Source organism: Desulfosporosinus acidiphilus SJ4, from assembly GCF_000255115.2.
GTDB classification, from domain to species: domain Bacteria; phylum Bacillota; class Desulfitobacteriia; order Desulfitobacteriales; family Desulfitobacteriaceae; genus Desulfosporosinus; species Desulfosporosinus acidiphilus.
On sequence record NC_018068.1, the window covers coordinates 1,553,890 to 1,577,465 of the forward strand.

The 23,576-nt window shown below is 40.2% G+C and carries 19 protein-coding genes; 16 read left to right on the top strand and 3 right to left on the bottom strand.

Translation table 11 applies throughout. The annotated features are described in order from the left end of the window. Nucleotides 1–125 precede the first annotated feature (125 nt). Both DESACI_RS07155 and arr read left to right on the top strand, forming a co-directional pair. Complete coding sequence (locus DESACI_RS07155; protein WP_041275999.1) at nucleotides 126–599, top strand: hypothetical protein; 474 nt, start codon at nucleotides 126–128, stop codon at nucleotides 597–599. A gap of 555 nt (nucleotides 600–1,154) precedes the next feature. Further along, nucleotides 1,155–1,568, top strand: a complete 414-nt coding sequence (gene arr / locus DESACI_RS25745; RefSeq protein WP_427846747.1) for an NAD(+)--rifampin ADP-ribosyltransferase — start codon at nucleotides 1,155–1,157, stop codon at nucleotides 1,566–1,568. Between the two features lie 275 nt (nucleotides 1,569–1,843). Here arr and DESACI_RS07165 read toward each other — a convergent pair whose 3' ends face one another. Together DESACI_RS07165 and DESACI_RS07170 are read right to left on the bottom strand one after the other, a co-directional pair. Then, the gene (locus DESACI_RS07165; protein ID WP_041276000.1) at nucleotides 1,844–2,122 is read right to left on the bottom strand and encodes a hypothetical protein; all 279 of its coding nucleotides are present in this window, start codon (nucleotides 2,120–2,122) and stop codon (nucleotides 1,844–1,846) included. Then, complete coding sequence (locus DESACI_RS07170) at nucleotides 2,119–5,265, bottom strand: FAD-binding and (Fe-S)-binding domain-containing protein (RefSeq protein ID WP_014826520.1); 3,147 nt, start codon at nucleotides 5,263–5,265, stop codon at nucleotides 2,119–2,121. Before DESACI_RS07170 ends, DESACI_RS07165 begins: the two co-directional genes overlap by 4 nt. Nucleotides 5,266–5,716: 451 nt before the next feature. Here DESACI_RS07170 and DESACI_RS07175 point away from each other — a divergent pair, with 451 nt between their 5' ends. From DESACI_RS07175 to DESACI_RS07205, 7 genes are all read left to right on the top strand, one after another. Then, the gene (locus tag DESACI_RS07175; protein WP_014826521.1) at nucleotides 5,717–6,757 is read left to right on the top strand and encodes a permease; all 1,041 of its coding nucleotides are present in this window, start codon (nucleotides 5,717–5,719) and stop codon (nucleotides 6,755–6,757) included. A gap of 447 nt (nucleotides 6,758–7,204) precedes the next feature. Further along, entirely contained in the window at nucleotides 7,205–9,118 is a 1,914-nt protein-coding gene (locus tag DESACI_RS07180; protein WP_014826522.1) for a PAS domain S-box protein, read from the top strand. Nucleotides 9,119–9,524: 406 nt separating this feature from the next. Continuing rightward, nucleotides 9,525–10,145: a DUF998 domain-containing protein gene (locus DESACI_RS07185; protein ID WP_014826523.1), complete on the top strand. Its 621-nt coding sequence runs from the start codon at nucleotides 9,525–9,527 to the stop codon at nucleotides 10,143–10,145. A gap of 145 nt (nucleotides 10,146–10,290) precedes the next feature. After that, on the top strand, nucleotides 10,291–10,842 hold the full coding sequence (locus DESACI_RS07190; protein WP_014826524.1) for a prolyl-tRNA synthetase associated domain-containing protein: 552 nt from the start codon (nucleotides 10,291–10,293) through the stop codon (nucleotides 10,840–10,842). Nucleotides 10,843–10,994: 152 nt separating this feature from the next. Beyond that, nucleotides 10,995–11,750 carry a peroxide stress protein YaaA gene (yaaA, locus tag DESACI_RS07195; protein WP_014826525.1) on the top strand — a complete coding sequence of 252 codons (756 nt, stop codon included), beginning with the start codon at nucleotides 10,995–10,997 and terminating at the stop codon, nucleotides 11,748–11,750. A 106-nt stretch (nucleotides 11,751–11,856) separates the two neighbouring features. Then, nucleotides 11,857–12,345: a GNAT family N-acetyltransferase gene (locus tag DESACI_RS07200; RefSeq protein ID WP_014826526.1), complete on the top strand. Its 489-nt coding sequence runs from the start codon at nucleotides 11,857–11,859 to the stop codon at nucleotides 12,343–12,345. Between the two features lie 300 nt (nucleotides 12,346–12,645). Beyond that, nucleotides 12,646–13,230: a thymidine kinase gene (locus tag DESACI_RS07205; protein WP_014826527.1), complete on the top strand. Its 585-nt coding sequence runs from the start codon at nucleotides 12,646–12,648 to the stop codon at nucleotides 13,228–13,230. Nucleotides 13,231–13,344: 114 nt separating this feature from the next. Here DESACI_RS07205 and DESACI_RS07210 read toward each other — a convergent pair whose 3' ends face one another. Further along, nucleotides 13,345–13,860, bottom strand: coding sequence for a hypothetical protein (locus tag DESACI_RS07210; protein ID WP_014826528.1), 516 nt, complete (start codon nucleotides 13,858–13,860; stop codon nucleotides 13,345–13,347). 410 nt (nucleotides 13,861–14,270) lie between these two features. Between DESACI_RS07210 and DESACI_RS07215 the strand changes: the two genes are divergently transcribed. From DESACI_RS07215 to uxuA, 7 genes are all read left to right on the top strand, one after another. Beyond that, the gene (locus DESACI_RS07215; protein ID WP_014826529.1) at nucleotides 14,271–14,843 is read left to right on the top strand and encodes a GNAT family N-acetyltransferase; all 573 of its coding nucleotides are present in this window, start codon (nucleotides 14,271–14,273) and stop codon (nucleotides 14,841–14,843) included. Nucleotides 14,844–15,094: 251 nt separating this feature from the next. Continuing rightward, nucleotides 15,095–16,861 (top strand): indolepyruvate ferredoxin oxidoreductase subunit alpha, encoded by a 1,767-nt coding sequence (gene iorA, locus DESACI_RS07220; RefSeq protein WP_014826530.1) that lies wholly within the window; start codon nucleotides 15,095–15,097, stop codon nucleotides 16,859–16,861. Between the two features lies 1 nt (nucleotide 16,862). Beyond that, a complete protein-coding gene (locus tag DESACI_RS07225) occupies nucleotides 16,863–17,432 on the top strand; it encodes an indolepyruvate oxidoreductase subunit beta (protein WP_014826531.1) in 570 nt (189 codons plus the stop codon). 87 nt (nucleotides 17,433–17,519) lie between these two features. Then, on the top strand, nucleotides 17,520–19,139 hold the full coding sequence (locus tag DESACI_RS07230) for an L-lactate permease (protein WP_014826532.1): 1,620 nt from the start codon (nucleotides 17,520–17,522) through the stop codon (nucleotides 19,137–19,139). A 229-nt stretch (nucleotides 19,140–19,368) separates the two neighbouring features. Continuing rightward, the gene (locus DESACI_RS07235) at nucleotides 19,369–21,003 is read left to right on the top strand and encodes a class I adenylate-forming enzyme family protein (protein WP_014826533.1); all 1,635 of its coding nucleotides are present in this window, start codon (nucleotides 19,369–19,371) and stop codon (nucleotides 21,001–21,003) included. Between the two features lie 570 nt (nucleotides 21,004–21,573). Beyond that, nucleotides 21,574–22,257 (top strand): GntR family transcriptional regulator, encoded by a 684-nt coding sequence (locus tag DESACI_RS07245; protein WP_014826535.1) that lies wholly within the window; start codon nucleotides 21,574–21,576, stop codon nucleotides 22,255–22,257. Between the two features lie 225 nt (nucleotides 22,258–22,482). Further along, entirely contained in the window at nucleotides 22,483–23,559 is a 1,077-nt protein-coding gene (gene uxuA, locus DESACI_RS07250; RefSeq protein WP_014826536.1) for a mannonate dehydratase, read from the top strand. The last annotated feature ends 17 nt before the right edge of the window (nucleotides 23,560–23,576 follow it).

The following is a 23,576-nucleotide window of genomic DNA, read 5'->3' on the forward strand; positions in this document are numbered from 1 at the left end:
AATATTCTATCGCCTGTAAAGAAGGAACTTTGCAAATATGAGAATTAGGCTTTTATGTTTGCAAAGCGATATGTAAAATTTCGTTGCTGAAAATATGCCAACAGATTGGAAAAGGGGTACGTAGTTTGAATGACTATAAATCCAACCTTAGAAGAATAATAGTAGGCCTCATAGTCTCAATGATTATTTTTCCAATAATTTGGTTTTACTCTAATGGTCAAGTCTATCAAATAGACCCTGTACCTGTTTTTTTTATCTTCATGATAAATATACAAGTTATAATTTTTATAATCTCACGAATACAGTTAAAATTTAAAAATACTTACAAGCTGATATCTAGCATTATATTAATTCTAATAGTTTGGTTATTCTTAAGGCCTAAAACGCCACAAGAGCAAGCAATAGCTAAATATTTAAAAGAAAACAGCAACTCTTGTACATTAACAATGATGGTAAGAGATTCAGATATAAATGATCCTCAGTACGGTGAGCTATTTTATGTTAATGGAGTTATAGGAAACTTTGCAGATGTGAACTTCTTCTATTTAGTAAAAGACAATGGTGGATGGAAAGTCTCCAGTGCTGGAACGGGACCCTAATGGCATATTGATGCTATAGTCATAACCATTAATTAACTTGCTATCCACCCCATACAGAGCTATCATCTCTTACACCGGATAACCAGGTGTAGGATATTTTTTTTATACAAATATGTTCCCACAAGCCTGCATCAAGAGCCTGCCAATGGAGAAGATTTTGAGGAGTTGAATTTCTGGGTATACTCATGATAACGATCAATTAATTTTGGAGGTGATAAGATGAATGTAAAATTTGATCCAAATAACGTTGTTATTAAACTCTGTATGAGCGGAATGAGATTGGAAGATGGCGGAAACACTGAAGATGCAATCATGATGTTTCATAAAGCATGGCAGGAATCAACAGACGACTATGAAAGATTTATAGCAGCTTATCATTTAGCTCGTCAACAAAAGAGTATTACAGACAAATTGAAATGGATGGAAACATCTTTACAGTGTGCACTAAATATCAATGATGAAAATGTTAAAAGCGCATACACAACTTTATATTTAAACATTGCCAAATGTTATGAGGAGTTGTGTGATTCTGATAATGCAAAAAGAAATTATGAATTGTCAAATTCGTATAAAGGTGCACCTTCTGATGAAGGGCCATTTTATCATGGGACAAAGGCAGATTTGCAGGTTGGCGATTTACTGACAGCAGGTGGAAATTCAAATTACAAACCTGGGCTTAAAATGAACCACATTTATTTCTCTGCTAATATCAATGGCGCAGGACTGGCAGCAGCATTAGCAAATGGAGATGGAAGAGAACGCGTTTATATAATAGAACCAACAGGTGAGTTTGAAAACGATCCAAATGTTACCGACAAAAAATTCCCTGGTAACTTAACACGTTCTTATCGCTCACAAGAACCTTTAAGAATTATTGGTGAAGAAACAGAGTGGGCGAAACTGACAACTACGGAGCGACGCGAATGGCGCGAAAATCTAGCTAAAAACAAAGGCGGAATTATTAACTGAACATATTTCATATGAGAAATATCAGAAAACAAATATATCAAAGCAAAGCAAAGTGAATTTTATATATAACTTCGAAATTGTTGGTGGATATGTTTCCGCAAACGTATAAATCTTCGATCTGTTACCATCAAAGAAAATTAAAATCGGTTGACTTGTCCTCGAGAACCTCGACATCAATTATGGCACTCGTACCATACAGAAACAGTCGTTTGACTGGAGAATCTGTGATCGGCAATCCGGCTTAAGAAAGTCGACTTTCCAGTGCCCGGTTGCCCTTATAGGGTATAGAGAGTAGAGATATCGTTCAGCAAAGTGTCAATATATTGAACTTTGCCTTGAGGGGTATGGGACCAGGCAAAAAGATGGCGATCTTTGCCATTCCCGCCTTTTTCTCCTGAAAATAGCTTCTTTTCAACGTTTAGAGTCATCTGGTTAATAGCCTGCCAATTTTGGAAAAATAAAATAATTTTGAAATAATTATAGCAAGGTACGTTGGTAGTATTTGAGCAAATAATTAAGACTGCCAGAGCAAGCCCTGGCAGTCTTATAATCATTTGGCAGCATTCTGTTTGTTTCGTGCTTCGCTGGTTACGGCAGGTTCACGAACAGAAAGGGCCGGGGAGGATAGTTCGCCGTTTCTGATATAGTCAAGCATCATGGGGGTAATATACGGAACAAGTTGGGGCAACATGTTAGGCATTAAGGCGTCCATGGTTTTCGGCAGCAGGTCAGGCATCAATTCTTCCATATCTTCTGGCAGAGGACCTACGCGGCGCGATACCTCGGCTAGCATATCCGGCATGACTTTTGGCATGATTCCTGGAACCAGCTTAGGCATCATCAGAGGCATCATTTTTCCCATGATAGTTAAGCCACCGGGAATATAGTTCATGACCTTCATCATTGGTACCATGCCGGGAGGCATGTTGGCAAACATTTGCGGGAAGAGAGCCCCCATAATTTTAGCCATATTTTGGGGGTCCATTAAAAGGATAAATTTCTCGAAGTAACTCCACATTTCCAGAGAGAATTCTGTTTTATCTTCTGTTTCAAATCCTAAACCCTTGGCAATAAAGCGTGCTAAGTCCGTGATCGGAATGTCGAAGTTATTAGCTTTAGCTGCTGTTCTCAATTGAACCTGACAGCAAGGACAAAGAGCGAGCAAGGCATCAGCCTTGACATCAATGGCTTCCTGAATTCTCATACCCCCCAGCTTTGGAGCGACCGGTGTTTCGCCAATCAGAGTCAGTACAGAACCGCAACATAAGCCGGTTTCGCGGTTATGCTCCATCTCGACTAATTCTACGCCCGGAATAGCGGCAATAAGTTCGCGAGGCGGTTCATAAATTCCTTGGGCACGCCCGGCATGACAGGAATCATGGAAGGCAATTTTAGCGTTTATTTCGTGGTCAAACTTCAAATCTCCTTTGGCTAAGGCCTCAGCGGCAATTTCTGAGTAGTGCTTGACTTTAAACGGATAGTCAATTCCTTTTTTTCGAGCCAAATCGGCATAAAGTTCTTTCCAGACTAAGCCACATGCGGGGCAGGAGGTAACGATTGTTTTGGCACCGCGCTTTTTTGCTTCATTAACATTGTGCTCAAAAATCTCTTCAAAGACATCCCACTTACCGGCTACCTTCATAGGTATGCCGCAGCAAGCCTCGTCAGTACCGAGATAGGTAAAGTCGATACCGGCCTTATCCAGAATGCGGACAGTCGATACTGCAACATCACTGTTGACTAAGGATGCTGTACAGCCGGCAAAGTACATGACTTCAGCTTTTTCTTTAATTTTTGGCTTGATGTCCTCCGGGACCCAGTCCGCCCTTTTTTCTCGCTTGCTTGCCCAAATGTTCTTTTCCCCACGCAGGGATGCAGCCATCATTTCAAAAGGCGGGAAGGTCATCCGTTTTTCTTCATGAACTAATTGTCCACGCATTGTCATCCAGTTATGCTCTACAGGGATATTTAGTTGACAACGGGTATTACAAACTTCACAAGTGGTACAGAGAAGAAACTTATTGACCATTTCCGGACTAAATTTCTCTCGGCCTGCAATAACCTCTCGCAAATAGGCATACTTGCCGCGAGGAGAATGGGACTCCCAGCCACGCCCCATAAACTGTTCACAAGTTGAGACACAATAACCGCAACGGGCACAAGCTGTAGCAAAGAAGGCTACACTTCCCGGAACTCCATTTTTGTCTTTAGTTCTTTCAGAAAGATCACCCGTTGGAGCTTTAGCCGCATTGGCAATCGGCCGAATCAGAGGTTCAAATACCGAAGCCAATCCCATAATGTAATTAATGAGACCCGAGCCTATTACCTTATTGGGATTGAATAAATTATGGGGATCGACTTTGGCCTTATAGGCAGTAAGTTTTTGGTAACGTTCAGCACCTAAAACATTCTTCGCTTCACCTTTAAAATACAAACCGGTTGAATAGGCCGAACCCTCGTATTTTTTAGCAATATTAATGACGGAAATTGCTAGGGCATAGGCTGGGTTGAAGGCTAAGGAACGCTCATCGTGGGGAATAAAACCTAAGATTGTTATTTTATCATCTTTGCCAACCATACCTTCGGCAACGAAAGGTTGTTTAATTTTCTTATCAATATCGTTTAAAACGGCTGTTAGGTTTTTAGTGGGTATAATAACTTCAGTGGTAATGATGGAAGGACCAATCCGTTTTAAGCGCATGGGGGCAAAACGCAGATCCCATTCGTGTTCAGCTGCTTCTGAAGATAGTTCTTCACCTTTATTAGCCTCAATAATTCTCATTAAAGGCATATCGATGTCTGAGCGACGTGATTCAGGATAGGCCAGGACCAAGACAAAAGCTTCCGGAAGCTGCGGTCTTACATGGGGATTAGCTTCTTCATAGGGATGACCATGTTTATGAGGCAGTTTTTTCTTCAGCCGCATGGATTCCGGGTTTAGGAAAGTGATGGACCAAATGGGTAAGTTATGATGGGAGATGGCCTTTAAAGCGTCACCTAAGGTTTGAGAATTCTCAAAGGCAAAAGCCCGGTGTACCTCTGTCTGTAATTCTCGGACTTTGAGAGTTACTTCACTAATGATTCCAGTAATTCCTTCAGCATCCGCAATATAGTCCCCCAATTCCTGACCGCTGAATTCCTTAATTTCACCAGAAGGCATAACTACCCTGGCTGCCAAAACATTTTCCTTAAACTGTCCGTACTCATAGGAACCAAAACCGGAACCGCCTTGGGCCAGCCAACCACCAACAGTTGAAGCAGGCAGGGAGGTGGGATATAGCCTTAAATCTAAATTGTTTTTGTTGATTTGTTTTTGCAGTTGTTCCCAAATAATCCCCGGTTGGACGCGAACTGTTTGTTGGTCCAAATCTTCAGCGATCAGCTTATTCATGCCGCTCAAGTCTACCACAACAGCTCCTTCTGCAGGTAAAGCACCTCCATAGCCTGAAGTGGCCGAACCTCTTGGCACAAGCTGAATCTTCTCTTGCCGGGCAAGCTTGACCAACTCTGCGATTTCTTCTTCACATGTTGGCCGAACCACAGCACCTGCAATTCCAACGGGGACAAAAGGTTTAATCAGAAAAGGCAGAGCCCCCACATCATAAGAATAGAGTTTCCTTTCAATTCGATCAATCCTTATTCTTTCGCCAAAGATTTCTTGGAGTCGGGCAGTAACTTTTTCACTAACTACTGACATACTCTCACTCCTAGTTTGTTGTTTAGATGATTGCAGCCGGAATTGAAAGCTATTTAGTTCTAAGAGAATCAGGATGGAAGTTGGATGTTGTTTGGAACTTGAACTGCTTAAATTAATTTAACCTAACCTAACCCCCGTATAGGGGGATAAATAAAGAATACTCGAAAACTAGGATTAGGTCAATAGATTTTTGACGAAATTATAATTAATTTGTCGAAAATAGTACTAGGGAACTTGGGAAATAAAGGCGGTTTGGCCCTTCTAACAGGATTTGGGGATCATGCCGAAAGGGTTCCTAAGGATCTCCAGACGGTGGTACGAACTTGATATTCTGCCTATGAAATCAGCGAAGAATATTATATAATAGGCAAGTGATGTTTATGCATAATAAATTAATTATCAAGAAGGAGAGCCAAGAATATTATAAGTAGGAGGAGACATTGAAGTACAAATGTATCAAAAAAACCGAAATTATTTGCCCTATGTTTTTTTATTCGCAATTATATTTTTAGTTGGTGTATGGTATGTGAAATGGAACCCATATTTTCACAAAGCCCTTTTGGCAGCTGCCAAACATTCCATTGGGGATTCCATTGTTTCGGGTAAAGCTTCGGTTCCACCAGCTCCATCATGGACGGCGGCTTGGAATTATACCATTTCCTATTTTAAGGCAGTGTGGCAAGCGATTATTTTAGGACTCTTATTAGGGTCTCTGGTACAGGTATTATTACCAAGGAATTGGATTTACAAATTATTTGGGGGAACGAATGTTAAGAGTACAGTACTTGCAGGGGCTGCCGGAATCCCATCTATGATGTGTACATGTTGCTCGGCTCCAGTTGTCGTTGGCCTGCGACAAAGGAAGGCTTCTATCGGGGCAGCCCTAGCTTACTGGCTTGGTAATCCAGTGCTTAACCCTGCAACCATTATCTTTATGGGTTTTGTACTTTCTTGGAAGTTAGCTCTTTTTAGAATTGTAGCCGGAATTGTTATGGTTTTTGGGATCGGATATTTAGCGAACCACTTGGTAAGCGGTGATGAGACCCCGGATGACTTTATTGCAAATGATTTTAAAGATGAAGTCCAAGGGAATCTTTTTAAACAATGGATTAAGGCTCTGCTGCCTTTAATTCGAGATACCCTTCCTGCATATTTCATTGTTGTTGTTATCCTCGGGGCTATTCGTGCCTGGTTATTTCCGGCAATAGGCACAGAATGGGCTGACAGCCTACTTGCAGTAATTGGACTTGCTATAGCCGGAACTTTATTTATCATTCCAACTGCGGGAGAAGTTCCTATTGTCCAATCACTCATGGCCTTTGGTCTAGGTATTGGTCCGGGGGTAGCTTTACTCATGACGCTGCCCGCAGTTAGTTTACCATCTCTTCTTATGGTCAAACGAGTCTTCCCAACGAAAGTGCTCTTATTTGTGGCAGGAGCTGTCGTATTAATAGGTATACTTAGCGGTATTGTGGCAATGTTCATATATTAAATCTAACGGAAACGGAAAAATTACCAGGACGCTTGTTCTGGTAATTTGTTTTATGTAGGTTCAAACCTAGGACTTACTCAATGAACTGCCTTGAGCAGTTAAATAGTAAAACATTATAGTACTGAAGACTTGTTGACCGGGGACGGATTTTTATCCATTTTCTTTTAGGCCAAGGTCACATTAACTTATGCAAATAGCACTTTAATTTAGTGACTTTTGATACTAGTTAAGTTCTTTGAACTAGATTATTATGATGTAAATAGGACAGAAGACCTAATTGTATAGAACGTTGCACTTAGTTTAAGCTTATAGGTCTTTTGGTTAATTACTAAAACAGTTGAATACGGGGAAAGAGGTATATTTTAGTATTGGGTTGTCGCTCAGACGATAGATAGTAAGTGGCTCTCTGTTATAGAAAATTTATTTTACTAATAAGAGGTTTTAAATATGAAAAAAATAAAAAAAACCGATGATGGAGATGCTTTACTGAAATTAATGAATCAAAGTCCGGCCGTTATGCTTATCATTAAGGCTGGTACTGGAGAAATTTTGCATGCTAACCAAGCTGCTATTAATTATTATGGATATCTAACTGATGAACTCTTGTCAATGAGGATTTTTGATCTTAATGTTGGTGATCGGTCATCTTTAGCTGATAATATAAAGGAAATAAAAGCCACAGGCCATAAGGTTTTTCAGTCAAAGCATAGGCATAAAAATGGAGATGTACGTGACGTAGAAATCTTTTCAGGAGTTATAAATTACGAAAATAATATATCGATCCATTCAATCATCGTCGATGTTACGAATAAGGTTCAGCTTGAGCGAGAACTTGAGAAAAACTGTGAGCGGATGGAGTTAGTTATTGCGGGAGCGGAGGCAGGTATTTGGGATTATGATTTAGTCAATAATTCCGCAACGAACGATCAGCGTTGGAAAGCGATTCTCGGCTATGAAGATCATGAGCTGAATGGGGGGGCGGAGGATTGGCAAAAATCTATTCATCCCGACGACATCGACAGAGTTAATCGAGCCGTTCAGGAAAGTTTGGCAGGAAAAACCAACGAATACCAAATTGAACATCGAATGCGGCACAAAGATGGATCCTATCGGTGGGTAAGTTCCAAAGGCAAAATAGTATTTAATGAAACTATGGAACCAATCCGGGCAGTTGGAACTATCATCGATATTACCAGAGTTAAAGAAATAGAAGAGCGAATTTCGGAAAACGAAAAGAAATTAAGGAACTTCGCCCAAGCCATTCCCAATTTCAGCGCCATTGTTGATGAAGATGGAAGGTATATTGAGGTGTTCGGTGACAATAAAGTTTTACTACAAGAACTGGCAGATTCAATGACGGAAGATATAAGACAAACTCTATTGACCGGAGAAAATAGGAGCGTGATTCGGGAAATAAATTTTGGAAACGTAAAACGTTATTTTGAAAGCCGATCCGTGCCAATGCACTATCCTATTAATGGAAAAAGGACTGTTGCTGTATTTTTATCGGATATAACAGAATGGATTGAAATTGACAAAGTGCTTAAATTCAAATACGAGTTGCAGCGCAAAAGTGATTTCATCGATAATATTCTGAATGGCAATTTGACACAAAATGAGAAAACAGTCTCTATGGCTAGGGAGTTTGGTATTGATTTAAACCTTCCATTATATTGCTGTCTGCTCCATATAAATAATGTCCCAGAAGAACCTATTCAAAAAAAACGTATTCAGAATCAAAAGAACCAGCTTCTATATTTCATGAGCAGCAAAACGAATTGCCTTGTTTGGGATAATCAGGATAAGATTGGTGTAATATGTAACTCTAAGGATTTCCAGAGTTCTGAGGGAGAAACCGTGAAAAGTGTATTTGAAATTAAGAAGATGATTTCTGAATTTAATCCTAATCTTCCTATTTCAATGGGTGTCAGTGATGTTCAATACGGTTCCGACAGTATACAGAAAAGCTATCGGGAAGCATGGAACACTTTACTATCTGCTCAATATCAGGATCGAAACGAGGGAGGAATCTATTATTACCGTGATATAGGACTTTTTCAAATTCTCACAAATATTTACAGAAGTGATAACACCTTTGAGTTTGTTCAGAAGATGCTTGGTCCTCTCATTGAATACGATTTGAAAAAAGGATCTGATTTTCTGGTTACACTGGAGGAAATCCTGCAAAGCAATAATATGAAAGATGCTGCAAATAGACTTTTCGTTCATCAGAAGACCCTCAATTACCGTAAACAACGTATTGAGAAGATCTTGGGAATGTCCTTAGATAATTTCGATACAAGATTAGCCCTAGGAACTGCTTTTAAATTGCATAAAATGAATAGCATGCTATTAAAATAGTTTGCCGACGAATTGGTTGCTTTTAAGAATGCAGCCATCAGTTAAATGGACTTAGACATTTATAGTTGTATGAAATTGTTTTGCAATCCCACGTTAATATTAATGAATAACGTGGGGTTTCTTTATATTTAAGTATTCTTCTAGCTTTCGCCAATGACTCGATTTGAATTGTTTCTTCAAAGGCAAGGTAATTTTCAAAGATTATGGTTAGTATATTAGCACAGACTAAATTTCTATCATGTACACGAAGGAAAAATCAATAACGATATATGGAAATAGCCCTGCAATCAGTCTCATAATAACGCAAGACTATTCTAAAAGAAATAAGCCAGAGTATATGGATTACAATCACCGATGTACCCTTTACTTACGTATCAAATCTTTCGGGATAATGGAGGTTCCTACAGTGGAGACGGTACGAAAGATTTTGCTTATCTTCGGTATCCTTTCTTCCCTGCTTTATATAGTTACTGACATTCTTTCAGTCATGCATTTTAATAACTACAGTTACATATCTCAAAGCGTCAGCGAACTGCAGGCGATCGGGTCCCCGACCAGACCCTTTACCGTTTTGTTGTATTCCATATACAATGTACTCGTTGTTGCCTTCGGCATAGGTCTCTTAATGACAGACAGACGAAAGCGCACTAGGTTTACGGTAATGTTACTTATAGGATATGGAATCGTGGAACAAGTAACGATGCTATTCTTTCCCATGCACCTTCGTGGAGTCAAAAAGACTATAATCGATATTATGCACTTAACATTAACGAGTGTGACCGCATTCATTATTCTATTAGTCACTTGGGTTGGATCCACTTTATACGGGAAGTGGTTCCGCATTTATTCCATCGGGACAATCTTGATACTTCTCCTATTTTGGGCTTTAGCCGGTTTTGACGGACTTCGAGTTCTGGCAGAGCTGCCTACGCCGTGGATGGGAATTAAGGAACGTATTACTATATATGCTTCCCTGCTTTGGCAGCTGGTACTGGGGATTAATACTTTGCGTTCAAAAAATTGTTAATCTCAAATTAATTAGAAGTGGATTCAAGCCCCCGGAAAAATGGTTTGCAAAAAATTTGAAGGAATATTTGAGAACTTGTTGAATGTTTTTCTTTGTGGTGTGAGGCTGCATGAATAACTTTAAAATAGAGAACATGAGGTAAAATATGCAAAGCGTTAAAATTGACCCTACTTTATACAGGACCAAACCGATCAAAGAAAATCGACCAGAAACGGAAATGGCGATTTACGATTTATTGGAAAAACTTGATATTCCCTACTACAGGCTTGATCATGATGAAACCCCGTCTATTGAGTTTTGCTTTGAGGTTGAAAAGCTCTTAGAAATTGACATTTGTAAAAATCTGTTCCTTTGCAACTCACAAAAGACAAGCTTTTATCTGCTGATGATGCCGGGGCGTAAGAAGTTCAGAACAAAAGATTTATCAAGACAGATTAATTCCTCCAGATTATCTTTTGCTGAGGCTGAGGATATGGAAAAGTATTTAAAGCTTAAACCAGGATCAGTAAGTGTATTAGGTCTTGTCTATGATATAAGAAAATCAGTACAATTGCTGATTGATAAAGAAGTTTTGGAGAGCGAATATGTAGGATGTCATCCTTGTATCAACACTTCCAGTTTAAAGATTAAGACGTCTGATCTTCTCTCAAAGTTTCTGCCTTATACTGGACATGAACCGTTACTTGTAGAATTGTAAAATCACAGAGAAGAGTCTGCCCATTTTAAAGAAGCAACAAGAAAGAAGAGGCGACGCGTTGGATTATTTGAAGAAGAAAATAGTTCATATAAAATAAGCCTCTAGTAAGAAATCCTGATGATATCAAAGAAAAAAATAAAGGACGACATAAGTTGAAAATTATTATTTCTCCGGCGAAGAAAATGAATAGGGACGCGGACTTTCTTCCGCCCCGTAATATCCCTGTGTTCCTTGAAAGAACTCAAAAGCTCAAGGAGTATCTACGGAGCCTTACATACGAGGAACTTAAAAACCTGCTTTGTTGTAATGACGAGATTGCCGGACTGAATTATGAACGGTATCAAGCCATGGATTTATGCAGCTACACAAACCCGGCTATTTTAGCCTACGATGGCATCCAGTACAAGTACATGGCACCTCAGGTATTTGAGTACGACTATTTTGACTACATTGAAAATCATCTGCGGATTTTATCTGGATTTTATGGGATACTAAAACCTTTTGACGGGGTTGTACCCTATCGCTTGGAAATGCAGGCAAAGTTAAAAACGCCTTTCTGCAATAATCTGTATGACTATTGGAGAGATGACATCTATGAGGAATTAATCCGCAATGATTCCACGATTTTGAATCTTGCTTCAGCTGAATACAGTAAAACTATTGAGAAATACTTAACAGGCGATGTTAATTATGTTACTTGTAAATTCGGCGAGATGTTGAGCGGCAAAGTTGTCGAAAAGGGGGTTTATGTGAAGATGGCTCGCGGGGAAATGGTGCGGTTTATGGCCGAAAAAGCTATTGAAGATTTGGAAGAAATCAAAAAATTTAATGGGCTTGGTTTTAAATATATGGATAAGTTGTCGGATGATAACACTTTTGTATTTGTAAAGGGAATTAAAGCAGAATAATGAACTCTCAGGATCCAATATTTGATTGTTTCTCTATCAGAAAGATTATCTCGGTATTCTTTGGATACTTGATATTCAAAGTAATTTAGTTAAAAGGAGAAACCACTTGAGTAAAATAATTATTCAACGAGCTGAAAGCAAGAACAGCCCCGACTTGACTTTAATTTCTTTTGCTTCAAAAAGATATTGGAACTACCCTGAGGAATATTTTGATGTTTGGAAACAAGAGTTGACCATCACTCCCGACTATATAAAGAACAACCTTGTGTACATTGCTGAGGTCGAGGGGAAAATTACCGGTTATTTTTCGATCGTTGAGGTGAAAGGAGACTTTCGGGCAGGCAAGGTTTTAGTTAGGAAAGGTTATTGGTTAGACCATCTATTTATTCGGCCGGAGTTTATTGGGGAAGGAATTGGAACTGAATTAATATCCTTTGCAGTTAATCTGTGCGGACAAAAGTCAATTGGGCGGTTGTTTATTTTCTCAGATCCAAATGCTAAAGGGTTTTATGAAAAGATCGGGGCCAGATATATTGAGGAATCAGCATCGAGTATTCAAGGGCGCAGCGTACTACTCTATGAACTTGTCATATGACGAACCTTTCCGTATACGTAGGGGAATCCGATCCGCTTTAAGAATGGCACGGAATATGAATTAAATTAAGTACCGTTAACGAAATCTAAGTTCTTTGCGGAGATTCATAGATTGATGCACAATTGGAAAGGTTTATGAAGTTTGTTGTACTAGGCCGGGTGAACATGGGTATTAGGAGGTTCCATTATTTAATGCTTCTAACGTGGCGGGAACACCTATGTTATACTAAAACTAAATAATGATTGCGGAATTACGTTTCAATAAAAAGTTATTACAGAAGTGCGAAGGGCAGGAGAAAAATTGGCACAATTATATTTTCGCTATGCGACCATGGGGAGCGGTAAAACCGCGGATTTATTGAAAATAGCCTATAACTATACGGAACAGGAAAAGAAAGTCTTAATTTTTACTCCAGCGATTGATACCCGCTTTGGCGTTGGACGAGTCACTTCGCGGATGGGAATTTCCAAACCGGCTATAACTATTGATCCAAAAACAGACATTTTTGATCTAGTCCAGCGAGAAATGCCGGATTGTGTTTTATGTGATGAAGGAAACTTTTTAACCCGTGGCAACGTTTTGGAATTCTGCCGGGTTGTTGATGAGTTAGATATTCCGGTGATTATTTACGGCTTAAAGAATGATTTCCAGAATAATTTGTTTGAAGGGAGCGAAGCCCTTCTGATTTATGCTGACAAAATTGAAGAAGTAAAAACTGTATGTTGGTATTGCAACCGCAAAGCAACCATGGTCTTAAGGTTTAAAGATGGAGTACCTATCTTTGAGGGGCAGCAAATTGAAGTTGGCGGAAACGAGAGCTATCTGCCTGTTTGTCGAAGATGTTGGAACAAAGCAAGGGAAGGAACTAAAGCCAAATCTGATTAGGATCAATCGAAAAGTTCTTGAGAGTTTAGTTGGTAGGAAGTGGAATAGCGGCACTTAAATGCTCCGACTTTAAAAAGGTCAGGCTACACAATTTGTTGTGCTCCAACTAGGTGGCTACTTTTTAATCCCCTTTTGGACTCGTTCTAAATCTTTAATCGCTGAAGCCAGGTCTTCCTGGCTGTTTTTTAATTGTTGTTGGCTGAATTCTCCCGAGTTTATCATACTGTCTTTCATTTCAAATATGGAGGATGATAGAAATGTTGTCACTTGTACTAAATCATTGACTGTTGAATTATTTGCAGAAAGGTTTTCTAAAGCCTTGGCATTAACATAATCATTGACTGATAATTGATATAATTTATCGAGATTCGAGAACATTTGATCCTTATTCGTTTGCTGAGATGATGATATAATCCCTTTGTACTGTTTAACAATATTTTTAAGTGAACCCTCGATCTGGCCGGCATTTTTACTAGGTGCAGAAATCGTTGGCATACTATCTGAAAGATCTTGCCAGGCAGAATTTTTTTTAAAGTTAATAAGCTTTGCTCCAGCAACTATCGCCAGTACTAGAGACAATACAACTAACGTTGTAAATTTACCGGATCTCTTTGCAGCTGATTTAAGCATCTACGGCCTCCTTTTTGAAATTGAAGACTACACATTACATCATATAAAAATGCTTAGCCTTTGAACGTCTAAGAAATGGGATTTGCAGATCCCATTATGCTTAGACCATTGTCCATTTGTTATAAGTATTGAATAGGCAGATTAGTTATGCCTAAGGTCCTCAGCCAAAATATGGTTATCGTTATTTATTAAAGTTTTTTTAAGATCCGTTTTCGGGCTTGGTTACGAAGGGTCATTATTTAACCCGAATTTGGAGCAAAATCTTTGAAGGAAAACGGGTAATTGGAAGGATTAAACAATTGAAAGAAGATATATCAAATGATAAAGTAACCGTAGAACAAAAAAGGAAATAATATGGTTCCTGACGAATGTTCCCTTAAGGATCGATGGCATAAGGGGTTTTTTTTTGAATGCTAAAAGGTTTACAAATAGGTAATTTAAGTCAAACTGACTTAAAATCAGCCTATCAGGTTTTCGAAACGACAATACCAGATACCTATAACAAAGAGGGTCTCGGGTCTCGGAAAAAAGACATTATGAATGAAATTTACTTTAAAAAGCAGCTGCTTGATTCCTCATTGACTCAAGATGGTCCTGAGATTTATTTCCTGCTTGCTAAACTAAACGAGAATGTCATCGGCACAATATCTTTTGGACCATGTGGTGAAGATATCAAAAAATGTACAGAAAGGCAGCTAAATAATGTAGGGGAAATAGGAAGTTTATTCATATTGCCTCCTTATCAAGGCCAGGGTGTTGGATCAGCTTTGCTTAGTACCATGGTAATGCAGCTGGATAAACAGGGCATTGACCAGTTTTGCTTAGACAGCGGCTATAAAAATGCCCAAAAACGATGGTTGAGGAAATTTGGAGAACCCTATAAAGTAGTAAAAGATTATTGGGGACTTAATTATGATCACATGATTTGGCTTTGTAACGTTAAGTCGTATTTGCTGCCCGGTGTTCCTAAAAGTAATCGCTGATTGGAAATTCTCTGTTCGCTATTTGCTTATAGGTTCACTTTCTAAAAGATTGAATATGACCTTAGGATAAAGTGGATCAAAATATGTACAGTTTAGCAGGAATAATGAGATTTATGTATAATTTTAATAGTTATTAATTACCGAAATTGTTGTAAGTTATTGTCCCAATCCCGGATGAAGACTGTAATATTTGCAGACTATTAGATGCCTGATAGTGCAGATGCTAAAAAAAGAAGTAAGGTAGTGGGAAAATGAAAAAATTAATTATGACTGGAAATGAAGCTATTGCCAGAGGAGCTTATGAAGCCGGTTGTTTAATAGCTGCTGCCTATCCAGGAACTCCAAGTACTGAAATACTGGAGAATTTGCCGCAGTACAAAGAAATTTACTCCAAGTGGTCACCGAATGAAAAAGTTGCTATGGAGGTTGCCTGCGGCGCGGCGATTGCTGGTGCCAGGGCCTTGGCCTCTATGAAGCATGTCGGCCTCAATGTGGCGTCCGATCCTCTATACTCCATCGCCTATACAGGAATTAACGGCGGCTTGGTGGTTATAACGGCAGATGACCCTGGACTGCACAGTTCCCAAAATGAGCAGGATAACCGCTGGGTAGCTCCCCATGCTAAGGTGCTTATGCTGGAACCTTCCGACAGTCAGGAATGTCTTGATTTTATTAAAGCGGCCTTCGAACTAAGTGAAGAATATGATACACCGGTACTTTTTAGGGTAACAACCAGGGTGTGCCATAGTAAAAGTGTTATCGAAAACCTCGGTGAGAGAAAAGAAGTCGGCTTAAAAACTTATACTAAGGATCCTGCCAAATATGTCATGGCTCCGGGGAACGCCTTACAACGGCATCCCATTGTTGAAGAAAAGCTTAAAAAGGCTAAAGCATATTCAGAAGCTTGTCCGTTTAATAAGATTGAATGGGGCAATAAGAAAATTGGGATCATCACCAGTGGGATCTCCTATCTTCACGCCCAAGAGGTTTTTGGAGAGAATGCTTCTTATTTAAAACTTGGGATGACCTATCCTCTTCCGGACAAAATGATTAAGGAATTTGCGGCCCAGGTGGAAACGGTCTATGTCATTGAAGAAAATGATCCATATCTGGAGCAGCACGTAAAATCATTGGGTATTCAATGCCTGGGCAAAGAATCACTTCCAATCTGCGGGGAGCTGAATTCGGGAATTATTCGAAGTGCCCTGCTTGGACAGAAAGCATCCCCAGGTTATCAAGTTGAGCAACAGGCGACCAAACGACCGCCGGTGCTTTGCGCGGGTTGTCCGCATCGTCCGTTATTTTTGGCTCTGAAGAAATTAAAAAATATTGTTGTTACCGGAGATATCGGATGTTATACCCTGGGAATGGTCCCGCCCTTAAATATTCTGGATACGGTAATTTGTATGGGGGCAGGAATCTCCGCCGGTATCGGCTTTGAAAAAGCTAATCAAAAAGGTGGCCGGAAAGAAAAAGTGTTCGGCGTTATAGGAGACTCTACCTTCTTCCATTCCGGTATTACTGGCTTGATGGATGCGGTTTACAGTAAAAGCAACATGGCTGTCCTCATTTTGGATAACAGCATTACGGCGATGACGGGACATCAACAAAACCACGGCACAGGCAAGACTCTGATGGGTGAGGAAGCACCTGTTATTGATTTGGTTAACATTGTCAAGGCGGTAGGGGTAAAACCGGAGAACATTCGGGTGGTTGATCCTTATAAGCTGGAGGAAACTGAGAAAGCCTTGCAGGAAGCCTATGACTCTCAAGAACTTTTCGTTGTTGTCACTAAGCGTCCCTGTGCTTTGATCAAAGAAGTCCAGAAAGAGAGAGCGGGACAATATTGTTATATTGATACTGAGAAATGTAAAAATTGCAAGGCCTGCTTAAAAACCGGTTGTGTAGCGATCGCCGTTAAAGATGATAAGATGGTAATCGATGAAGTCCAGTGCAACGGTTGTACGGTGTGCCAACAGGTATGTAAATTCGATGCGATTGTTAAGGTGGGTGAATAATATGAATAAGAAGGTAATGCTTGTTGGAGTTGGCGGTCAAGGAACGATTCTCACCTCAAAAATTCTCGCCGAAGGATTACTAAGGGCCGGTTATGATGTGAAAATGTCAGAAATCCACGGTATGGCACAAAGAGGCGGAAGCGTTACGACGCATATTATTTTCGGTAAAAAAGTAGCATCACCCATTATTGATAAAGGGGAAGCAGATGTCTTAGTAGCCTTTGAAAAGGTTGAAGCGCTGAGGTATATCGACCATTTGAAGCTTGGCGGAACCATAATTCTTAATGATCACGAGATTTATTCCCAAACAGTTCTCTCAGGTGCAGAAGCCTATCCCCAAGGTATCATCGAAAATCTGCAAAAAGCAGTTGATCATGTAGTCACGCTGAAAGCTGTAGCTATTGCCGAACAAGCCGGCAACGTTAAGACGCAGAATATTGTTCTGCTCGGGGCCTTAGTGAATGTTTTAGACCTGAAGGATATTCCTTGGCAGGAGGTCATACAGGATCTGGTTCCAGCAAAATTGCTTGAGGTAAATTTAAGGGCATTCCAGGCTGGATTAGATATCTAATCCAGCGCTGTTAACATAGAAATCAGAGAATGTCCCAGGACGGTAGAATAGGCAGGGCATTACAATTAAAATTTGGAGGATGGTAGTATGGGAGAAGTTAATACTAATGTGTCTCTATTGCTGACAATTTTACCAATAGCAATCATATTTTGCATGCTCGTGATTGGAAAGAAATCTGCAGATATTAGTGGGATCATAGGTTGGCTGGCCGTTTCAGTGATTGCGTATCTCTTTTTTAGAACTTCACCGGAGGTTATCCTCCGTTCAACTGTTGCAGGGCTTATTAAATCCTTTCCCGTATCTCTTATTGTGCTCACTTCACTACTTCAAATGGCCTATATGGAAAGGACGGGGGCCCTTAAAAGAGTTATCATATTTATCAAAACAATAGCCAGTGAAAATCAAGCTATCCAAATTATGTTGATTAATGTTGGTTTTGGCACCTTAATGGTTGCTGTGGGAGCAACTCCTGTATCCCTTCTTCCTCCAATTCTTATCGCGATGGGCTATTCAACCTATGTTGCAATAGCCCTTCCGTCAATAGGTTATGATTCCCTTTGTACCTATGCCCTGCTAGGTGCGCCGGTTGTCGTGTTCGTTGATATTGCCAACGGATTTTTCACGAAACTGGGTCATGCGCCGATCACTCTTAGTGATGCGGGCAGGGTCTTTTTTATGTTTCTTCCTATAGTTTCAACTCTCATTGGATTCTGTATGTTGTGGATTGCGGGTCAATGGAAGGCAGTTAAACAAGGGTGGCTGCCTTGCCTCATTACCGGTATCGTCATTGGGATTGTGTCTTTTGTTACAAACCGGTACGATAATTTTGTTACGCTCACGGGGATATTTTGCGGTCTCGGGGTCATCGTGGCTATGATTATCTATTTGCTGGTTACCGGCCGGAAGATTATTGACAAAAGCAAGTTAACTCCGGAAGAGCTGGCCTACGAAAAAGAATATCCACTGTGGAAAGCCCTTATGCCCTGGATATTGTTAATTGTCACCATTCTTGCTTTAAACATACCTAAGCCAATATTTGATTATCTTTACCGTACTGCTCTGCTTTCGGTGACCGGAATCACGGCAGATGGTTCTCCTATTGCAACTAGAGCTTTGTGGAACGCTTATACTTGGATTTTCGTCAGTACAGTTGTTTCTATGATTTTTTTGCGTCCGACGTCTACCCAGTTGAAAGAAACTCTCCAAGTTTGGAGTAAACGGGCTCCCCGCCCGGTATTTTCGGCGGCAATCTTCTTTGCCATTGGTGAGTTAATGAATATGTCCGGCTATGATATGGCGAAGAAGGGATATGCTGTAAAAAGCATGATTACCCTGTTGGCCGACTCTTCTGCCCAAACGTTTCACTCTGCCTATGGAGCCGTTACCGGGTTTATTGGTTTGCTGGGAGGTTTTATTACCGGAAGTGAAGCTTCGACCATCGGTATGTTTGCCAAATATACGTTGACCACTGGTCAGAACTTAAAAATGAATGTCTACGGACTTATCCTAATTACCGCAGCTTTGGCATTCGGCGGCGGGCTGGCAAGTGTTATTTCTCCGGCTAAGCTGCAAAACGCGGCAGCCTCCATTGACAAGTTAGGAGAAGAAAACAAAGTTATCAGAGTTGCCTTTTTGTTTTCAATTGCTTTAACCTTGGTAGTATCTGCCCTAGCTTATATTCTGCTTGCCAGCGGATTGGAATTTTAGAAATTCGATTTATTTTGGTCGACAATCGGAAAATATAACCTTCGGTTGTATGTGGCAAGAAGGACTAATACATACGAAGACAGTGTCTTTGGCTTCTAACATAAGTGAAACAAGGCAGCCGCTGGCCGTGACAATAAGCGGACGAGCTGATCGATACACTGCAACTCCTGTAGTGTGGATTGGCTGGGTGTCTTTGGAGCCAAGGATGAGAAAACAGGAGGAACAGAAAATGCCCATTACAGAACTTCTATCGCGCAATGCTCAGTTGTATGGAAAGGAACTGTGTCTTAAGGAAATTAATCTGGATTTGCAAGAACGTCACAATGTCACTTGGCGTGAGTATGAATTGATTGAAAATAGCCCGTTGGGCGAATATCGTCGTGAAATGACTTGGGGAATTTTTGAAGAGAAAGCAAATCGGTTGGCCAATCTTCTGTTAAAGAGGGGAATAAAAAAAGGAGACAAGGTTGCTATTTTGCTCATGAATTGCCTGGAGTGGCTGCCCATATATTTTGGAATACTGAAAACTGGAGCTGTCGTAGTACCGTTAAACTTTCGCTACACGGCTGAGGAAATTAAATACTGTCTCGACTTGTCCGAAGCCGTTGTTTTAATTTTTGGTCCTGAATTTATCGGGCGGGTAGAAACGATTTACGACCAGATACCCAGAGTGAAAACATTGTTTTTTGCTGGAGAAGACCGTCCTTCCTTTGCCGAAAATTATGACCGCCTGACTGCTAATTGTTCCTCTGAAGCACCGGAGATCGTTCTTAAGGACGATGATGATGCCGTAGTCTACTTCTCGTCGGGGACAACTGGGTTTCCCAAAGCTATTCTGCATAATCACCGCAGCCTGATTTCCGCATGTTATACGGAATTAGAGCATCATAAGCAAACTAGGGAAGATAATTTTTTGTTGATTCCTCCGCTTTATCATACCGGTGCCAAGATGCACTGGTTTGGAAGTTTGCTCTCCGGAAGCAAAGCCGTAATCTTGCGCGGAGTAAAGCCTGATTGGATCCTTAAAACGGTATCAGAGGAAAAAATTACGATTGTCTGGCTTTTGGTTCCCTGGGTTCAAGATATTCTCGATTCCATCGACAGAGGAGAGATTAGGCTGGAAGATTATGAAATCAGCCAGTGGCGATTAATGCATATCGGTGCACAGCCGGTTCCGCCTAGCTTAATTCGTCGTTGGAAGAAGCTGTTTCCCAATCATCTCTATGATACAAATTACGGTTTAAGCGAATCCATCGGTCCGGGCTGTGTCCATTTGGGCGTGGAAAACATCCATAAAGTTGCTGCTATTGGAATACCTGGCCATAATTGGGAGGTCAAGATAACTGACGAGAATGGATGTGATGTAGTTCAGGGCCAGGTAGGCGAATTAGTGGTCAAAGGCCCGGGTGTTATGAAATGTTACTACAATGATCCTGAAGCAACAGCAGCTGCCCTCCAAAATGGCTGGCTGTTTACAGGAGATATGGCTCGGATGGACGAAGAGGGATTTATCTATTTGGTTGACCGCAAAAAAGACGTGATTATCAGCGGCGGAGAGAATATCTACCCTGTTCAAATTGAAGATTTTCTTCGTACTCATCAAGCCATCAAGGATGTTGGGGTGATTGGGTTGCCCCATCAGCGTTTGGGCGAAATTGCTGTAGCGATCATCGAACTTAAATCGGGATGTCAGTGCAGTGAAGAAGAAATATTATCGTTCTGTGTTCCGTTGCCGCGTTACAAACGTCCGCGCAAAGTTATTTTTGACCAAGTTCCCAGAAACCCCACAGGTAAGATTGAAAAACCGCGTCTGAGGGACAAATATGGCGCCTCAAGCATCGTGGCTATTCAGACGGAGAGATAATTTTTGTCCCCAACTAGAACATGTCATTGCAATTTCCATATTATAGTAATGAGGAGTTTGGAGGTGAATGATATGTTCTTTGGACCATGGGGTTGGGGATTCGGTTTTGGTGTTCCATTTTGGCGTCCATTCTGGGGGGGCTTTTGGTGGTAGAAACTCTTTAAATTGGATCTTCTTATGGTTAACAAACAAAACGATCTCAAAAGCAACAAGCCAGGTGCCAGAAAACCTGGTTTGTCTCTATTCTGGAATAAGACGCCTTAATGATTATTACAAAGAGTTAAAATAATGCTTTATGTTAGTAAGCTGATAAAGAAGAAATAACCTCATTAATTTGAGGTTGTTTCTTTTGTTCTGCTAGAAAAAGCGTAACTTTAGTTAATAATTCTTTCAAATTTCTTCTAGTAGTGCAATTGGTCTGCGCTTGGTCAGCTAAGTTTTCTTTAGGGTATTTTAAGTTATGAGAATAGGACGCCGGAGTATTTGGCGTTCTGGATGTTACTTAAGTAATCGAAAGTTGGATGTGCAGTTAAAAACTGGTATACTAGTACAAAAAGATGGGAGTATCTTATGGATATCGTTATAACGGAACGATTGCCTTACGAGTCAACCCGTGAATATGTTTATCGATGTTTGAAAGAAAATATCATGAATTTAAGGTTATTTCCAGGTAGTGCCTTATCAGAAAAAGATATTTCAGTGTTGTTAAATGTAAGCAGAACCCCTGTCCGGGAAGCTTTTATTCAGCTGGAAAGCGAATATTTGTTGGATATATTACCTCAGAAGGGAACTAGGGTCTCTTTATTAGACGTCGAGAATGTTGAAGAGTCATTTTTCTTACGTGAAACAGTTGAGAAAGAAGTCTTCTATTTAGCGGTTAAAGAATTCCCTTCTGATAAGTTATTTGAGCTTCAATCCAATATAACTCTCCAAGAATTATGTGTTGAAGAAGAAAATTATTTAAAGTTTTTTGAACTTGATGAAGCATTGCACAGATGTATCTTTGAAGGGTGTAAGAAAGGGCGTATTTGGTCACTTATCCAACAAATCAGTACCCATTATAATCGAGTAAGAATGTTAAATGTTGCAGCTAAACATGATTGGCCTGAGCTTTTATCACAACATAAAAAATTAGTTCAAGCCATCAAAGAAAAAAATACATCACTGGGTACCAGTACTGTAGAGAAACATTTAAATAAGATTCGAATCGATATTAAAGATTTACTTGTTGAATTTCGTCATTATTTTGTTTAAATTAGCATGATTAATTAACATGATTAAAATTATAAAGGCATTGGATATCACCTCATTCTTGGGAAATGGACTAATTGTCCTCCAAAATGGGGTGATTTTCTGCATTCATTAGCTTAAAGAAATCTTGACTAACGCTACTAGTATGGTAGTATAATTAGTATAAATTCGAGAAAGGGGTGTGAATTCCGGTTTCAGTTTTATATTTTGTCGAGGAGGATAGAACCTGTGAAAATGAGCTTTCGTTGGTATGGCAACAAACATGACAGTGTTTCTTTACCCTACATCAAGCAAATTCCTGGAATGAAAGGAGTCGTGACAGCTTTATTTGACATCCCAGTGGGAGACGTTTGGCCGTTAGAAGAAATTATGCACGTTAAGCAGGAGATCGAGAACTATGGCTTGCTTTTTGAAACCATTGAAAGTGTGAACGTCCACGAGGATATAAAATTAGGTTTGCCAAGCCGTGATCTCTATATCGAGAATTATAATAAGACACTGCGGAATCTTGCACGGGCAGGAATAAAAGTTGTTTGTTACAATTTCATGCCTGTATTTGACTGGACCCGCACAGAATTAGCCAAAGAACTTGCGGATGGATCAACTGCTCTATCCTATGATGATCGAGAGCTGCGAAATCTAGATCCGAGGGTTCTTGTTCAAGAGATGGAAAAAGGTTCAAATGGTTTTGTTCTGCCTGGCTGGGAGAAGGAACGATTAACAGAATTAAAAGGCCTCTTTGAAATGTATCGTGACTTTGATGAAAACAGGCTCTTTAAGAACCTGCAATATTTTCTTGAGGGAGTTATTCCTGTTGCTGAAGAGTGTGACATAAAAATGGCGATTCATCCGGATGATCCACCCTGGTCTGTTTTTGGCCTTCCCCGTATCATTACTTCAAAATCTAACTTGGATCGTCTTATTCATTTGGTGGATAGTCCTTATAATGGTATAACCCTTTGTACTGGATCATTAGGCGCTAATCCGGAAAATAATATACCCGAGATTATCCGCCATTTTGGCAAACTGGGAAGGATTCACTTTGGTCATGTGCGAAACATCCGAATTCATCAACCGGGTGTTTTTAATGAAGTGGCTCATAAGGATGAGAACTCTTCTCTTGATATTTATGAAATTATGAAAGCCTTTTATGAAATCGGCTTTACAGGGCCGCTTCGCCCGGATCACGGTCGTATGATTTGGGGCGAGAAGGGGAGACCTGGCTACGGACTATATGACAGGGCCATAGGAGCTAATTACTTGTTAGGGCTTTGGGATGCAATCTCCAGAGGAAGTTGTATCTGAGGGCTAATGATTACTAT

Excerpts from the sequence above, each read along its gene's own strand:
- DESACI_RS07210 (WP_014826528.1), bottom strand. The coding sequence starts at position 13,860 with ATGCTTAAATCAGCTGCAAAGAGATCCGGTAAATTTACAACGTTAGTT.
- DESACI_RS07175 (WP_014826521.1), top strand. The coding sequence starts at position 5,717 with ATGTATCAAAAAAACCGAAATTATTTGCCCTATGTTTTTTTATTCGCA.
- DESACI_RS07225 (WP_014826531.1), top strand. The coding sequence starts at position 16,863 with ATGAATAAGAAGGTAATGCTTGTTGGAGTTGGCGGTCAAGGAACGATT.
- iorA (WP_014826530.1), top strand. The coding sequence starts at position 15,095 with ATGAAAAAATTAATTATGACTGGAAATGAAGCTATTGCCAGAGGAGCT.
- DESACI_RS07190 (WP_014826524.1), top strand. The coding sequence starts at position 10,291 with ATGCAAAGCGTTAAAATTGACCCTACTTTATACAGGACCAAACCGATC.
- DESACI_RS07165 (WP_041276000.1), bottom strand. The coding sequence starts at position 2,122 with ATGATTATAAGACTGCCAGGGCTTGCTCTGGCAGTCTTAATTATTTGC.
- DESACI_RS07170 (WP_014826520.1), bottom strand. The coding sequence starts at position 5,265 with ATGTCAGTAGTTAGTGAAAAAGTTACTGCCCGACTCCAAGAAATCTTT.
- DESACI_RS07230 (WP_014826532.1), top strand. The coding sequence starts at position 17,520 with ATGGGAGAAGTTAATACTAATGTGTCTCTATTGCTGACAATTTTACCA.
- DESACI_RS07235 (WP_014826533.1), top strand. The coding sequence starts at position 19,369 with ATGCCCATTACAGAACTTCTATCGCGCAATGCTCAGTTGTATGGAAAG.
- DESACI_RS07215 (WP_014826529.1), top strand. The coding sequence starts at position 14,271 with ATGCTAAAAGGTTTACAAATAGGTAATTTAAGTCAAACTGACTTAAAA.
- DESACI_RS07245 (WP_014826535.1), top strand. The coding sequence starts at position 21,574 with ATGGATATCGTTATAACGGAACGATTGCCTTACGAGTCAACCCGTGAA.
- DESACI_RS07180 (WP_014826522.1), top strand. The coding sequence starts at position 7,205 with ATGAAAAAAATAAAAAAAACCGATGATGGAGATGCTTTACTGAAATTA.